Below are 15347 nucleotides of genomic sequence, written 5' to 3' on the forward strand. Positions count from 1 at the left end.
AAAACACGCAAAAGCCTGGGCATCGATCTAATGGATTGGGGTGCACAAGGGTGCAATATTAAAGTAAAGCGGTATTTAAAAAATTACACCAGAATTTCTTTGTCCAGCGCTTCCAGATGCTTGCCGTGGCGACCTGCTTTTTTCAAAAAATGATAGCCTTTCCAAAACGGCCAATACGGGTGCCCGTGCTCGTGGTTGTACTTTGAAATTTCATACAAAGCTTTCCAGTGTTTTTTGATCTCGGTATGCGCCTGGGTTAATGACAGCCCTGCATGGTACACATGGTTGGGCTCGGCGCCGGCGCCATTGAATTCAAGGATTTGAAAAGCCTTTCCCTGTTGCAGCAACTCCACCGACTGGCATTTGATATCGTATCGGCCATAATAAAACTCGGTGCGGTGGCTCAGGTCATCAAACAGTTGTTGCAGGCGTTCGTCGATGTGTTGCGTTAGTTGGCTAAAACGTGCACCGCGATTGAGGTTGGCGGCATAAGCCAGCAGGTATTGTTGGCCTTGTGGCAAAATGGTGTCGAAATTATCGGCATGCTTTGTTTGCATTTCGGCCATGCGGTGCCGTGCAATGGGATGCGCTAAAATGAGTTGGTGCAACGTGTCCCTGCCGTTGCCCACCACTTCCATCAGGTCTTTTTGTATAAAACCACTGATGGTGCCCTTTTGGTGCGTTGGGTGGCGGTAGTAAAAAATGCTCACTTCGAGCGGCAGCAACACCAAGTCCTGCACCATATATTCCAGCGGCATGGCGCTGTGGTAGCGGAGCAGTTCCGCCTCGTTATCAATTTTGCGAAACAACAAGCCTTTCAAACCAACATCGGGTTTTACACAAAACGGGTATTGAAAACCGGCAGCCTGAACCTGTTGCAGTAATTGATCGGCAGCCATGCCCGGTGTAACAAACAAAGTTTTTGGATAACTGCCTTCGGGTAGCAATGCATACATTTCTTTTTTGCCTTCGCCATCAAAGCCACCAAAAGTGATGGTAGGGTTGGACGCGGTAAAAAACCAAGGCGAGCCCGCCCGCATGCAATAACCAACCCAAAAAGGCATCAGCGCAGCATACCGAAGCGGAAACGGCCACAATTCCCAGTTGCCCAACTTTTCCCAAAATGTATTCCTACCCATAAAGGGCGGCAAAAATAACCATTATGCAGGCCCGATGTGCATTGGTTTTGGCGGCGGCAATTTCAGTTGCAGCGTCTTGTTTTTTTAAAACTGATTGATCTGATCGTTGTAAAATAACACACGCTGTAGCTAATTGACGAATGCTAAACGGGCATGCCTTATTTTTGAAGGCAGAGTTTAAAACAAGCACCATGCAGGTACGGTCAATGGCAGAATTTTTTGCGGCAGGCGAAGTTCCGGAAGTTCTTTTTTGGGTGGGTTGCGCCGGCTCTTTTGATCAGCGGGCACAACGCATTACCAAGGCTTTTGCAACGATATTGAATAAAGCCGGTGTGTCGTTTGCCATTTTGGGCAAAGAAGAAATGTGCACCGGCGATCCTGCACGCCGAGCTGGCAACGAGTTCCTGTTCCAGATGATGGCCTATCAAAACATCCAGGTGCTGAACAATTATGAAGTAAAAAAAATCGTAACCACCTGCCCGCATTGCTTCAATATCTTTAAAAACGAATACCCGCAAATTGGCGGCAATTACGAGGTAATGCACCACACCACCTTTTTGCAACAATTGATTGATGGCGGTAAAATAAAACTCACCGACGCCGATGCATTTAAGGGCAAAAAAATAACCTACCACGACAGCTGCTACCTTGGCCGCGGCAACGGTATTTACGAAGCGCCCCGCAAGGTGCTGGAAGCGCTGGACGCCGAACTGGTGGAAATGAAACGCTGCCGCAAAAACGGCTTGTGCTGCGGCGCCGGCGGTTCGCAAATGTTCAAAGAGGAAGAGCCCGGCACCACCCGCATCAACCTCGAACGCTCCGCCGAAGCCATTGGTACCGGCGCTTCTATCGTAGCGGCGGCTTGTCCATTCTGCAACACCATGCTCACCGACGGCGTCAAAAACGCCGAGCAGGAAGGATCGGTGCAGGTGCTGGATGTGGCGGAATTGGTGGCGGCAGCGATGAAATAAGGCAGAAGTCGGAAGTCCGCGGTCCGAAGATGTGTTTTCATTGCGTCCATCTTCCGACGTCCGTCTTTGGAATTCCGACTTTCCTAAAATGCTACTAATCCTGCTCCAAAGCTCCGCGGCACAGGTTACCTTTGCGGCATGAACCTGGAATACAAACATTTACTGCCCCAAGAGTTTGCTGCCGGAAGCCGTGTTTGGATCTACCAATCGAGCCGCCAGCTAACGCTTTCCGAAGCCCTAGCGATGGAGCCGATGATCGAAGATTTTGCCCGCAACTGGCAATCGCATGGTGCGCCGGTAAAAGCCTACGCCAACTTGTTTTTTGGCCAGTTCCTGGTACTCATGGCCGACGAATCCAGCGTGCATGTGGGTGGCTGCAGCACCGACAGTTCGGTACGTTTTGTAAAAGGGCTGGAGCAGCAATTCGGCATCAACTTCTTCGACCGCACCACGCTGGCATTTGTTGCCGGCGAAAAAGTGCAGGTGCTGCCCATGAACCAACTGGGCTATGCATTTGAAAACGGATTCATCAACAACGATACATTATATTTCAACAACTTGGTAGCCACCAAAAAGGAACTGGAAGAAGACTGGATCATCCCGGTAAAAGCGTCCTGGCTCGCCAAAAGGTTTGGCGTAGCAGCCAAATAAAAAGAGTGTAGAAGGCAAAATTTAGAAAGCAAAAGGTGCAGTGTAGACTATTGCAGATTTTGACTTTTGAATTTTGCCTTTTTACTTTTCCGCCTCCTGACATCCTGTCATTTTCTATTGCTTATCTTTGCGCTCAATTTTAGTGGTTATGTTGGACATTGCTCAAAAAGTACACGATGAATCCCGCCAGGGCGAAGCGTTTGCTCCATTTGCCCTGGATACAAATAGGTACCGCCGGCATTTTTATATCGAAAGCTATGGCTGCCAAATGAACTTCAGCGATAGCGAGATCGTGGCCTCGATTCTCAACGGGGAAGGCTTTGGCGCCACCCGCAATTTGGAAGAAGCCGACCTGATTTTTTTGAACACCTGTTCGATCCGCGAAAAAGCGGAACAGACAGTGCGAAAAAGACTTACGGAATTTAAAAAGTTGAAAAAAGGCAACCCGGCCCTGCTGGTTGGTGTGTTGGGCTGTATGGCCGAACGCCTGAAAGCAAAATTCCTTGAAGAAGAAAAGCTGGTGGACATTGTGGTGGGCCCCGATGCCTACCGTGCCCTGCCGCAACTCATCGACGAAGCCGACGGCGGACAAAAAGCTATCAACGTGCTCCTGAGCCGCGAGGAAACATACGCTGATATTTCGCCGGTGCGCCTCAACAGCAACGGTATCACTGCGTTTGTGTCGATCATGCGCGGGTGCAACAATATGTGCTCGTTTTGCGTGGTGCCCTTTACCCGCGGCCGCGAACGCAGCCGCAACGCCGACAGCATTTTGGCAGAATGCCGCGACCTGTATGCGCAGGGATATAAAGAAATTACCCTGCTGGGGCAAAACGTGGACTCCTATTATTTTATACCCGATGCAGACGGCCAGCCGGTAACTTTTGCCCGTTTGCTGGAACTGGTGGCTCTGGTAGCTCCGGACCTGCGGGTTCGGTTCTCCACCTCGCATCCAAAAGACATTACCGATGACGTGCTAGCAACTATGGCCCGCTACGAAAACATCTGCCGATATATTCACCTGCCGCTGCAAAGCGGCTCCACCCGTGTGCTGGGCCTGATGAACCGCAACTACAGCCGCGAATGGTACAAAGCCAAAGTGGACCGCATCCGCGAGTACATGCCCGACTGCGGCATTTCTTCCGACATCATTGCCGGCTTTTGCACTGAAACCGAAGAAGACCACCAGGACACGCTGGACCTGATGCGGTTTGCCCAATACGACATGAGCTATATGTTTTTTTACAGCGAACGACCCGGCACTTTGGCGCAACGCCGCTACCAGGATGATGTGCCTGAGGCGGTAAAAAAACGCAGGCTGCAGGAAATTGTGGAATTGCAAAACAAACTTTCGTTCGACAGCAATCTAAGGGACATTGGTAAAACATTTAAAGTGCTGATCGAAGGCGATTCGAAACGCAGCGAACTGGATTGGATGGGCCGCAACAGCCAGAACAAAGTGATTGTTTTTCCAAAAGAAGGATACAACCTGAAACCGGGCGACTATGTGCATGTTCAGGTGGACAGCAGCACGCAGGCTACGTTGCTGGGTAAAATTGTAGCGAACGCTTAATCAGGGCTGGGCTGCAATCGTTCAGATTTTGTAGGCACAGGAAACAGATAGGATTTACACGAAACAACCAACCAAGAATGGACCTGCAAACCATAAAAAACCGATTTGGAATCATTGGCAACTCTCCAGCGCTGAACTATGCGCTGCAGGTGGCCGTTCAGGTGGCCAACACCGACCTGACTGTGTTGATTGTAGGCGAAAGCGGCGTAGGCAAGGAAGCCTTTTCGCATATCATACATTCGCTTTCTGCCCGTAAGCACAACCCATTTATTGCCGTAAACTGCGGCGCCATCCCGGAAGGCACCATCGACTCTGAATTATTTGGCCACGAAAAAGGCTCGTTTACCGGTGCCGTGGATAGCCGCAAAGGTTATTTTGAAACGGTGAACGGCGGTACCATTTTCCTGGATGAAATTGGCGAGATGCCATTGGGCACACAGGCCCGTCTGTTGCGGGTGCTGGAGTCCGGCGAGTTTATCCGCGTGGGTTCTTCGAAAGTGCAAAAAACCGATGTTCGGGTAATTGCCGCCACCAACCGCGATCTGCTGCAACAAGTAGAGCAAAACAAGTTTCGCGAAGACCTTTATTACCGGCTTAATACGGTGCCCATACGGGTCCCTGCCCTGCGCGATCGTAAGGAAGACATCGTTACGCTGTTCCGCAAATTTGCAGTTGATTTTGCCGAACGCTACCGCACAGCACCCGTACAACTCGATGACGAAGCACGCCAACGGCTGACCAGCTATCATTTTCCGGGCAACGTACGGGAGCTGAAAAACCTTGCCGAACAGATATCGGTTTTGTCGGTTGACAAACAGGTAAATGCAAAGGCGCTGGAGCGTTTTTTACCCCAAAACAACGGCAGCCGCCTACCCGTGCTGGCCAGTGCCAGCGGCGGACATCCACCGCATGAATTTGCCAACGAAAGGGAAATTTTGTACAAGCTCTTTTTCGATATGAAAAAGGACGTGACCGAACTGAAGCGTCTTTTTTTTGAAGTGGTGCAAAACCCCTCTGCCCTGCAGCAAAACCCCGCCATGATGGCACAGGTGGCCGAGCTACACCCGCACAACGACTTTTCGCCGCCGGTGCTGATGCACCATGCACCGCAGCCTGCCGCACAGCCCGTGATCCTCAACAACGACATCCACGATCATGAAGAGGTGGAAGAAAGCCTCAACATCATGGACAAGGAAAAAGAGCTGATCATCAAGGCGTTGAAAAAACACAAGGGCAAACGCAAGGATGCCGCCTCCGACCTGGGCATTAGCGAACGAACCCTGTACCGGAAATTGAAAGAATACAACATTGACGAGTAAGGAGGTTTGGGATTCCTTTTTCAAAACCATTTGTAATTTGCCCACTCTATCCCAATGATATTTCAATGAAAAGAACACCCATTCTTTTATTGTTCTTTATGGCTATTGCTGCGCTGTGCGTAGCAACGGTAAACACTGGCTGCGGCGTGTATTCGTTCGCCGACGTGTCGGTGCCGGACAGTGTAAAAACCGTGCGGATCAATTTTATTGAAAACAAAGCCCGCTATGTAAACCCGCAGCTAAGCCCGCAGCTTACCGAAAGGCTGCGCCAAAAAATTGTGAACCAAACCCGCCTGACACAAACCAACAACGATAATGTGCACTGGGATGTAACGGGTTATGTGTCGGACTATTCTGTTACTACGTCGGCTATTTCATCGGGGCAGGCTGGCGGCACAGGGCGCAACCAGCAAGCGGCCGTAACCAACCGGCTTACCGTGTCGGTGCACCTTACGGTAAACAACCGGCTCAGTAATACGGCGCAGGAACTGGACGTGAGCCGCAGTTTTGATTTTGATGCCAACCTCTCACTTCAGGCGGCAGAATCAAGATTGCTGGATGAAATTTTGCGCAACATGACCGACGACCTTTTTAACCGAATGTTTTCGAATTGGTAGGTAGAGACGGGAAAGACGATAGAGACCGAAAAGACAGGAAAGTAAGACTAGTTTTTGCTCCAACAGACTTGTTTGTTAAACGATATAATCTAATACTTTCTTTTCCGTCTTTACTGTCTCTACTGACTTTTCGGACTTTTCCGTCTTCCCTCCCCTCTTTCATTTAACTTGCCTGTATGAGCAGCCGCTTTGACCTTTTAGCCACATCGTTGTTACAAAAGCCCTTTGCCGATTGTTCCATTTCGGAATTGCAGCAGCTTATTACCGAACAACCCTACCTAGCGCCTGCGCAGTTTTTACTGGCAAAAAAAATGACGCAGGAAGGCGTACCCGAAGCAAGGGCGCAAATGCAAAAGGCCGCACTATATTATCACCAGCCGGCAGCGTTCGATGCATTTTTGAACGCCACGTTTCCGGAAGCTGAAACGTTTTACGAGGAAGAAGAAACAGACATCGAAACCGGCGATGAGCCGCCTTTGCCTGAACAACTGAGCCTCCCCGAACAGCCTGCATTTGCGGCCAATGAGAGCGAAGCAATAGAACAGCCGGTTTTGCCGGAAGTAATGTTGTCCGTTGCTGAACCGCCCGCACCGGAACCGCAGGAAATTGCACCGGAATCGGAGCAGGTTGAAGAAGTAGAACATAAGGCGCCAGTTCCTCAGGAGCAACAAAACGAACCGGCTACAAGCGATGCCGCGTTGCCCGCTTTTGAACCTTATCATACCGTCGACTATTTTGCTTCGCAAGGTATCCGGCTGTCGCAAGAAGAAGCCGGCAAAGACAAGATGGGGCGGCAATTGAAAAGTTTTACAGAATGGCTAAAAACCATGAAACGCCTGCCAGCAACCGAGCAGTTGAAAGACCTGGATCCCAACGCCGAGAAAAAGGTGGAGCACATGGCGGCCCATTCGGTGGTGGAATCGGAAATTGTAACTGAAGCCATGGCGGAAGTTTGGATCAAGCAGGGCAACCTCGATAAGGCTGAGGCTGTTTATCATAAATTAAGTTTGTCTAATCCTTCCAAAAGGGCTTATTTTGCAGCCAAACTGGAAAGTTTAAAGAAAAACGTATGACCATTTTATTCCTGATCCTGATTATTCTTGCCTGTGTGGTACTGGCTTTGGTTGTGCTGGTGCAAAATCCCAAAGGCGGTGGCCTGGCCGGAAACATTGCCGGTTTTAGCAACCAGTTTATGGGTGTAAAACAAACCACTGATGTATTGGAAAAAGGCACCTGGATTTTTGCGGCTGTCATTGCCGTACTGTGCATTACTTCCACATTCTTTATCGCAGGCGGCGGCGCCGTTCAGGATCGCCTGGAGAACGTTGGTACTGGCACCTTGCCCATGCGCCAGGGCACTACTCCCAACGCTACTACCCTTCCTGCACCGCAGCAAGCTGCACCTGCAGATACCGGCAAGTAATTTCTAAGCTTTTTTATATTGCACCCTGTCTTGCTAGGCAGGGTTTTTTATTTACTTTACTCCATCATGGTCAGGAACTTATTCATTATCGTAGCAATTTTATTGCTGGTAGGCGCTGGTGTGGTTGCCTGGTTTTTTTGGGGGCCGGCTACCGGTTTTTCGGAAAATAAAAAAGCGCTGTACATCGCTACCGATGGCGCCAACAAACAAGCCATTACCGATTCGCTGGTGCGCAACGGGATTGTGAAGTACCCGAAAGCTTTTGACTTTTTAGCGCAACGGCTAAAGTATTGGAACAACATCAAACCCGGTAAATACGAAATTGAAGAGGGTACGAGCCTGTTCACCATTTTGCGCCGGTTGCGCAACGGGCAGCAAACGCCGGTGAACCTCGTGATCAATAAGCTGCGCACCCCGCAGGATTTAGCTAAACTGGTATCGCGCCGCCTCGAAACCGATTCGGCCGAGATGATGGCGTACCTGCAAAGCGACAGTTTCCGCACCAAGCGATCTATCACTTCGGACCAGGCCCTGGCTTATGTGCTGCCGGATACATACACTTATTTTTGGAACAGCGACCCGGACAAAATTTTTCAAAAATTAGCTGATGCCAACCGCCAGTTTTGGACGGAAGAACGCAAACAAAAAGCGGCACGCCTTTCCCTAACACCGCTGCAGGTTGCGATCATTGCTTCGATCGTAGATGAGGAATCAAACAAGCTCGATGAAAAAGACACCATCGCGTCGGTGTACATCAACCGGCTGCGTACCGGCATGCCGCTGCAAGCAGATCCAACGGTGCGTTTTGCACTGCAGGATTTTACCATCAAGCGGGTGTATGAAAAACACCTGCAGGTAGCATCGCCATACAATACATACCGCAATGCCGGACTGCCGCCGGGACCTATTTGCACACCGCAAAAAGCAACGCTTGATGCCGTGCTGGATGCGCCCCAAACCGCGTATGTTTATTTTGTTGCCAGCCCGGAGTTTGACGGCACACACGACTTTAGTGCGACCTACGCAGAGCACATGAAAAAAGCAAAACTGTACCAGGCTGCATTAACCGTTTGGATGCAAAAACAAAAGGATAAACAAGCGCAGGCCAATGCCCAGTAGAAGCGATATTACCCGGCGCATTACCACGTCTACACCGGTAAAGGGCATCATCCGGAAAAGCAAAACCGTTTTTATCCCCGGCTTTGCGGGTCATTCGCTACACGCCGTGTGGCCGGCTTTTCTGCGGCAGTTGAACCGGGCCAACCTCGTGGAACGCACTGCGGCAATTTCCTTCAACGTGTTCATGGCCATTCCACCCACGCTGATTTTTATTTTCACGCTGGTGCCGCTGTTGCCCATTTCAGAGAAGTTTATACAGGAACTGTTTTCAGTGATCCGCGACATTGTTCCCGGCGAACAAAACAACCGCGTCATCATTGATTTCCTGGCCGATTTTCTCAACAACCCGCGCAACGAATTGCTTTCTTTCGGTTTATTGCTGGCCGTTTTTTTCTCGTCCAACGCCATGATGGGCATTTTGCGTTCGTTCGACGAAAACTATGAAGGCTTTTATAAACGCAGCGGTTTGGGCATGCGGCAAACGGCTTTGCAAATGACACTCGTAACATTGTTGCTGGTGTTTATGTCATTGCTGTTGCTGGTAGCACATGAAGCGGTGCTGCAGTGGCTGGGTGTGCAAAACCATATGGTGCGGCTGCTAATAGTCAACCTGCGTTGGGTGATTTTAGTGGCGCTAATCTTTTATGTTATTTCCTTTATATACCGGCATGGGCCTGCATTGCACCAAAAATGGCCATTGATCACGCCGGGTTCTGTTTTGGCCACAACATTGGTAATTCTCACCACGATTCTTGTCTCTTACTACATCAATAATTTCAGCAACTACAACAAATTGTACGGGTCAATATCAGTTGTGTTTATCATTATGTCACTGATTTACGCCAATGCGTTGGTAATCCTTTTAGGATTTGAATTAAATGTTACGCTGGCGGCTTTGCAACAAAAAAAGCGGAAGGAACAAGAAGCGATTGCGGCAGCAAATATGTGAGCTTAAATAGTCAATTATTCAGCCGGTGGCCGGCACATTTTTATAATTAAGTGATGCGCACCTCGTTGCAAGAATAGACTGTGCTTTTCCTAAAAAAACAAAAAAGCAGTTTCTATAATTCCATTATTTCATATTTACAAAACACTACTCTGCTCCGCCTGTATCCCGCAATCTCGGGTGCGTCGTCCAGTCTTGAAATAAGTGATCAAATTGTTCGGCGCTGATTTGTTGTTGGTTGTAATGGCCGGCTGCGCTTTTTTGCCGGAGGGCTTCATATAAACTCACCGCGCAGGCCACGCTGATGTTGAGCGAATGAATCATGCCCATTTGCGGAATGATAAAATTACCGTCGGCCATGCCGCGCAGCGCCTCACTTACCCCTTTTTGTTCGTTGCCAAATACCAGCGCAATGCTTTGCGTAAAATCAATTTCAAACAACGAAACGGCTTCGGAAGAAAGATGCGTGGTTAGCACTTTTTCATACCTGTTTCGGACGGCAATCATGCAGGTTTCCAACTCATCAAACTGGTGCACTTTTACCCATTTGTAAGCACCGCTGCTGCTTCTGTAACCCCAGTGTTCCGTTGCCGGCGCCTGCGTGTTTACCACGTACAGTTCACCTACACCAACAGCATCGGCGGTGCGCATAATGGCCGACACATTGTGCCGGTCAAACACGTTTTCCAACACAAGGGTGAGCCCTGTTTGCCGCCGTTGCAACACCTGGATAATTTTTTCAGTTCTCGCCTCTGTCATAGGGGTGCAAACTAAAATTTTAGCCGGATTGTTTCCAATTTTTCCCTTACATTTGCCACCCCATCGCCAATAAAACGGCGTAAAAGTTCGGGACGTAGCGCAGTCCGGTAGCGTACAAGCATGGGGTGCTTGGGGTCGCTGGTTCGAATCCAGTCGTCCCGACAAAAAAAATCCTTCAACTGATGTTGAAGGATTTTTTTATGCCGCTACAACAACCAAGTTGCAGCAAAATTTATAGGCTTTTATTTCACTGCAATCCTATTGTCAACAATCCGGTGCAGGTTCTCGATATACGGTCCGTAATCAATAAATGTTTCGGGCTTTACCAGGTAATCGGCAGCGCCAAGTGCCAGGCATCGATCGATAAAAGTTTTGGTGGAAGATGTTGACGTAATGATCACCGGGATGTGCGCCAGCGCCGGGTTTTCTTTTACTTCTGCAATAATATCATAACCATTCTTGCCCGGCATATTCAAATCAGAAAGAATCAAATCGGGTAAATTACCCGGGTTCGTTTGCAGCCAGTCCATGAGTGCATTGCCGTTGTTCAGCAGAACGATCACATCAAACAACTCCGACTTCCTGAAACTTTCGTTCATAAAAAATTGCTCGTCCTCGTCGTTCTCTACAATGATGATTTTGTATTGCGTCATTATGCAGTTTGCAACACTTCTGGTTGCTCGTTTAAGGTAAAATAAAAAGTAGTGCCTTTGCCTGGTGTAGATTCGGGCCAAATCCTTCCATGATGCCTGTCTACGATTTTTTTGCAGATGGCCAGTCCAATACCGGTGCCGGGGTATGCTTTCTCGGTGCTGAGCCTTTTGAAGATCTCAAATACTTTGTGTAGGTCACCTTTTGCAATACCTATGCCATTGTCCGATACGGAAAATTGCACGACTCCGTTTTCGTTGGTGCAGCGGATATTGATCTGAGGCACCTCGGAAACAGTAAATTTTAGCGCATTGCCCACCAGGTTTTGCACCAGTTGCACCAACTGAATCCGATCGCCGAAAATATAAGGCACTTCGTTCTCGATCGTTATTTGCGCATTATTTGCCTCAATGGCGGTGCGCAGGTTTTGCAATGCCTGGCTGAACAACTCATTTACATCCACTTCTTCACAAACCATTTCGCCGCGGCTCAATTGCGCATAGTGTAACAGGTTTTGAATAAGCTCCCGCATCCTGTTGGCGGCGTTCTGCGATTTTTGCAAATAACCTTTCAGCTCCACCACTGTTGCATCTTCCAGTTTGATGTCGATCAGTTGCAAAAAACTTTTAATGGTGCGCACAGGTTCCTGCAAGTCGTGCGACACGATGGAGGTAAACTGCTCCAACTCCTGGTTGGCATACGACAGTTCGGCGTTGGCTCTTTTCAATTCATCGGTGAGCATGCGGTAGCGTTCGTAGCTTTCACGCAGTGCCCGTTCTGCCTCTTTACGTTCGGTAAGGTCGCGGGTAACTTTTGAATATCCGATCAATAGGCCCTGGTTATTGTACACCGCGGTGATCAAGATGTTGGCCCAAAACATACTGCCATCTTTGCGCAGGCGCCAGCCTTCTTCTTCGTATTTACCTTTGCTACGGGCCACTTTTAATTCATAGGCCGGCTTGCCCATGATGATGTCTTCCTCGGTATAAAATATCGAAAAATATTTACCCAAAATTTCATCTGCCGTGTAACCTTTGATGCGCTTAGCACCTTCGTTCCAACTGATGATGCGGCCTTTTTCATCAAGCATGAAAATGCCATAATCCAGCACCTGCTCCACCAGCGACCGGTATCGTTCTTCACTTTGGCGCAGGTGTTCTTCATTTTCTTTGCGGTCTGTCAGGTCGCGGGTAACTTTTGAAAAACCAATGTGCTGGTTGTTTTCATTAAACAGCGCAGTGATCACCACGTTGGCCCAAAACACCGAGCCGTTCTTTTTTACACGCCAACCTTCTTCTTCGTATTTGCCGGTAGCAACGGCAATCTTTAGTTCCCGTTCGGGCTTTTTATCTTCCAGGTCGGGGGCGGTGTAAAAAGTAGAAAAATGCCGGCCAATGATTTCCTCGCCACTGTATCCTTTGGTGCGTTGGGCACCTTCGTTCCAGGTTAAAATATGCCCTTCGGTATCGAGCATAAAAATGGCATAGTCCTTTACGCCTTCCACCATCAAACGAAAACGCTCCTCGCTTTGGCGCAGATTTAGCTCCTGTTCTTTTTTCTCCGACTGGTCGCGCAGGCTGCAACAATACCCTTGCATTTCGTTATCATCATTGAACAATGGGCTAATGGCAGTAGTGCACCAAATGCGGCTACCGTTCTTGTTTAGCTTCCACCCTTCTCCCTCAAAGCGGCCTTTTTTCAGGGCCTCGCCCAGTTCGAAAGTGCACTTGTATGCACCCGACAGATTTTGCTCGAGGATGGAAAAAGGTTTTTGCAACAAGTCGATTTCGGAATAACCGGTAAGCTGAATCGCTTTTTGATTCACATAGGTGATATAGCCATCCTGGTCCAAAAGGAGGATGGCTTCAGGCAAATGCTGAAGTACAGATTGACAATTCGGCAACATGGTTAAGGGGCAAAATACTAGGCCCGTGTGTAAAAATACAACTCCTTTTCATTGCTGTGTAAGGAGCTAACGTTATAATTTATTGAGTTTTAAACAAAACGGGGCGATCAGTGTGGTTTTTACGTTTAAATTTTTACAATGATTGGATTTTTGCGCCCATTGCTTCCGGTGAAAATTTTTACAAATTGGGAAATGTCGATACTTTTGGCCCGTCCATTTTACTCGGGATGTAGCGCAGCCCGGTAGCGCGCTTCGTTCGGGACGAAGAGGCCGCTGGTTCGAATCCAGTCATCCCGACAAATGTCCTCTTAAGTCCTTAAATGTTTCAAAATGTCTGATTTTGTCACATTTAAGGACTTAGCTTTTTATGCTAAAGGTTTTAATTCCGCTCGAAGCGGCATTTGTAGCCCAAGGTAGAAATCCGTTCCCAAAACCTAATGCTTCAGGTATTTATGTCCTTTATTGAGTACAACTAGGTAATAGACCTGTAAAAGATCGGTTTTCTAGGTATATATCTCCGGATAACTTTAATTACTTTGATTAACTGAAATGTATCTACCGTTGAGTAGTGCAATTTACAAGTACCGCCTAGTTTACCTTAGGAAATTTAATCATCAAAGCTGCAGCTTCCCTTTGACGTCCTACATGGCACGATAATAGTGCCTTTATTATTATCACGTTTCTACACCCTGTCATATCTGGCAAGTATTGCAGCCTGTACAAATTGGATTCACTCCCTAAACAGGCTATTGATGACATTCACTGTATATGTTCAGTTGGATGGTTCTTCTGCGACTTATGAAGTGAAGCATCAAGTGGACGGTATCTATAAGGCAATACTTCTCCATAAAGGCAATCACATATCATATCATTTTCCGGAAAAGATTATCCTAATCAGGTCAAATGGAAGCTGGACATCCGACTGCCCTACCAAGGTCGTAAGTTCGAAAATTGTTCAGAAAATCACTGAACACGAAAGTCCATCTACTATTCCCATCTTAAAGGACGAAGTTAATCCGCTTAGCGGTAAGCCACAAAACACCACTGTGGTCCCCTGTAGAATTTTGATCATTGACGATGATGAGGACGATGTTGCGATTTTAGCAGATGCCTTTACACAATGTGGTGTAGATAGCGTTCACTATGTTTTTTCCGCCATGCAAGCTTTTATATACTTGCAAGAAGTAGAGCATTTATCTTTGCCAAAACTTATTATTACAGATCATTATTTGCCTGGCATGACCGGGGCCGAGTTCCTGAAAGATTTAAAAGGGATGCACAAGTATAAACATATTCATGTCATAGTGCTCACAACAACCAAGTCGGAAAGGGAGATAGAAAAGTACAGAGAAATGGGAGCACTTGATTATCTAATCAAACCTGCCAGCTATGATGATTATGTTAGGGTTGCCGCCGATATGAAAAGCAAGGCTGGGTTGTAAGCAGCAATTCGACCACGCGGACAAATGTGTGACACAACGAAAGCCCAAACAAGGATTTAATGCTGGTCTAATAAAAAAGAATAACCACTATTTAAGTGATTGTTGCATTTTGATTCGATTTTATGAGTTAATTCCAAATAAGGAAGGCCTCATTAAATAACAACCGGTTAAAATGGTCCTTCAATAATGTCTAATAAATTCCTGTTTTGTTCCAAAAAGTCCTTTATTGCCTCTAAGTCGTTGATTGTCAAGTTCGAATGTTGACCTGTCTTCCCGACTAATGTCCACTTAAGTCCTCTATTGTTTCAAAAAGTTATCTTTTGTCCAATAGAGGGCTTTATTTTTCTAGGCGGTTGAGCGCGGCTTCCATTTCTGCAATTTCTTTTTCTTGCGATTGGATTATCTGTTCAGAAAGCTTTTTTACTTCAGGGTCTTTTATATTGGCATGTTTGCTTACCATAATCGCCGAAGAATGGTGTGGAATCATGGCTTTCATATATTGAACATCCCCGATGGGTGTTTGTGTGCGAAGACCAACAAGTATTACAGCAAACAAAACGATACTGCCAATAATAATTCCTGTATTAATCCTTTTATCAGGATACATTTTGCCCATCATCGTCATCATCACCACCGCCATAGGAGCTACCATAAGCAGGGCCATATAAACACGAGTGGTGCTAGTATGGTAGTGGCTTAACTTATCCATATTTAAAAACATCACGATGTACATGATCAAAAAGGAGATCAACATCATAACCATAAACTTTTTATAACCCATGCCTTTCAAATGGGACATATTCTTTTCTTGTTCCATGACATTCTATTTGT

15 protein-coding genes and 2 tRNA genes are annotated in these 15347 nt (G+C 47.5%); 12 read left to right on the forward strand and 5 right to left on the reverse strand.

The annotated features are described in order from the left end of the window. Positions 1 to 83: 83 nt before the first annotated feature. A complete protein-coding gene (locus EPD17_RS13190) occupies positions 84 to 1139 on the reverse strand; it encodes an ATP-grasp domain-containing protein (protein ID WP_132054887.1) in 1056 nt (351 codons plus the stop codon). A 191-nt stretch (positions 1140 to 1330) separates the two neighbouring features. Between EPD17_RS13190 and EPD17_RS13195 the strand changes: the two genes are divergently transcribed. From EPD17_RS13195 to EPD17_RS13235, 9 genes are all read left to right on the forward strand, one after another. Beyond that, complete coding sequence (locus EPD17_RS13195; RefSeq protein ID WP_132054889.1) at positions 1331 to 2110, forward strand: (Fe-S)-binding protein; 780 nt, start codon at positions 1331 to 1333, stop codon at positions 2108 to 2110. A 138-nt stretch (positions 2111 to 2248) separates the two neighbouring features. After that, positions 2249 to 2761, forward strand: coding sequence for a hypothetical protein (locus tag EPD17_RS13200; RefSeq protein ID WP_132054891.1), 513 nt, complete (start codon positions 2249 to 2251; stop codon positions 2759 to 2761). Between the two features lie 148 nt (positions 2762 to 2909). Continuing rightward, on the forward strand, positions 2910 to 4334 hold the full coding sequence (miaB, locus tag EPD17_RS13205) for a tRNA (N6-isopentenyl adenosine(37)-C2)-methylthiotransferase MiaB (protein WP_132054893.1): 1425 nt from the start codon (positions 2910 to 2912) through the stop codon (positions 4332 to 4334). A gap of 77 nt (positions 4335 to 4411) precedes the next feature. Continuing rightward, complete coding sequence (locus EPD17_RS13210) at positions 4412 to 5653, forward strand: sigma-54 interaction domain-containing protein (protein WP_132054895.1); 1242 nt, start codon at positions 4412 to 4414, stop codon at positions 5651 to 5653. Between the two features lie 65 nt (positions 5654 to 5718). Beyond that, positions 5719 to 6270, forward strand: coding sequence for an LPS assembly lipoprotein LptE (lptE, locus tag EPD17_RS13215; protein WP_165929610.1), 552 nt, complete (start codon positions 5719 to 5721; stop codon positions 6268 to 6270). Positions 6271 to 6446: 176 nt separating this feature from the next. Next, on the forward strand, positions 6447 to 7343 hold the full coding sequence (locus EPD17_RS13220) for a hypothetical protein (protein WP_132054897.1): 897 nt from the start codon (positions 6447 to 6449) through the stop codon (positions 7341 to 7343). Continuing rightward, entirely contained in the window at positions 7340 to 7693 is a 354-nt protein-coding gene (gene secG / locus EPD17_RS13225) for a preprotein translocase subunit SecG (protein WP_114233864.1), read from the forward strand. The genes EPD17_RS13220 and secG overlap by 4 nt, the downstream gene beginning before the upstream one ends. A gap of 66 nt (positions 7694 to 7759) precedes the next feature. After that, entirely contained in the window at positions 7760 to 8812 is a 1053-nt protein-coding gene (mltG, locus tag EPD17_RS13230; RefSeq protein ID WP_132054899.1) for an endolytic transglycosylase MltG, read from the forward strand. After that, on the forward strand, positions 8802 to 9761 hold the full coding sequence (locus EPD17_RS13235; protein WP_132054901.1) for a YihY/virulence factor BrkB family protein: 960 nt from the start codon (positions 8802 to 8804) through the stop codon (positions 9759 to 9761). The genes mltG and EPD17_RS13235 overlap by 11 nt, the downstream gene beginning before the upstream one ends. Before the next feature lie 144 nt (positions 9762 to 9905). Here the strand turns inward: EPD17_RS13235 and EPD17_RS13240 are convergent, their stop codons facing one another. Then, on the reverse strand, positions 9906 to 10517 hold the full coding sequence (locus EPD17_RS13240; RefSeq protein ID WP_132054903.1) for a TrmH family RNA methyltransferase: 612 nt from the start codon (positions 10515 to 10517) through the stop codon (positions 9906 to 9908). An 88-nt stretch (positions 10518 to 10605) separates the two neighbouring features. Between EPD17_RS13240 and EPD17_RS13245 the strand changes: the two genes are divergently transcribed. Then, positions 10606 to 10679: transfer RNA gene (locus tag EPD17_RS13245), tRNA-Pro, on the forward strand. An 80-nt stretch (positions 10680 to 10759) separates the two neighbouring features. Here EPD17_RS13245 and EPD17_RS13250 read toward each other — a convergent pair. Then, entirely contained in the window at positions 10760 to 11170 is a 411-nt protein-coding gene (locus EPD17_RS13250; protein ID WP_132054905.1) for a response regulator, read from the reverse strand. Beyond that, positions 11170 to 13041, reverse strand: a complete 1872-nt coding sequence (locus EPD17_RS13255) for a PAS domain-containing sensor histidine kinase (protein ID WP_165929611.1) — start codon at positions 13039 to 13041, stop codon at positions 11170 to 11172. Before EPD17_RS13255 ends, EPD17_RS13250 begins: the two co-directional genes overlap by 1 nt. Positions 13042 to 13297: 256 nt before the next feature. On the opposite strand from EPD17_RS13255, the gene EPD17_RS13260 reads away from it, so the two are divergent. Both EPD17_RS13260 and EPD17_RS20245 read left to right on the forward strand, forming a co-directional pair. Next, positions 13298 to 13371, forward strand: a tRNA-Pro gene (locus EPD17_RS13260). 455 nt (positions 13372 to 13826) lie between these two features. Further along, on the forward strand, positions 13827 to 14516 hold the full coding sequence (locus tag EPD17_RS20245) for a response regulator (RefSeq protein WP_240040621.1): 690 nt from the start codon (positions 13827 to 13829) through the stop codon (positions 14514 to 14516). Positions 14517 to 14853: 337 nt separating this feature from the next. Here EPD17_RS20245 and EPD17_RS13270 read toward each other — a convergent pair whose 3' ends face one another. Continuing rightward, positions 14854 to 15333: a DUF305 domain-containing protein gene (locus EPD17_RS13270; protein ID WP_132054909.1), complete on the reverse strand. Its 480-nt coding sequence runs from the start codon at positions 15331 to 15333 to the stop codon at positions 14854 to 14856. Positions 15334 to 15347: the final 14 nt, after the last annotated feature.

The organism is Pseudocnuella soli, from assembly GCF_004347775.1.
Classification (GTDB): Bacteria; Bacteroidota; Bacteroidia; order Chitinophagales; family Chitinophagaceae; genus Flavisolibacter; species Flavisolibacter aquaticus.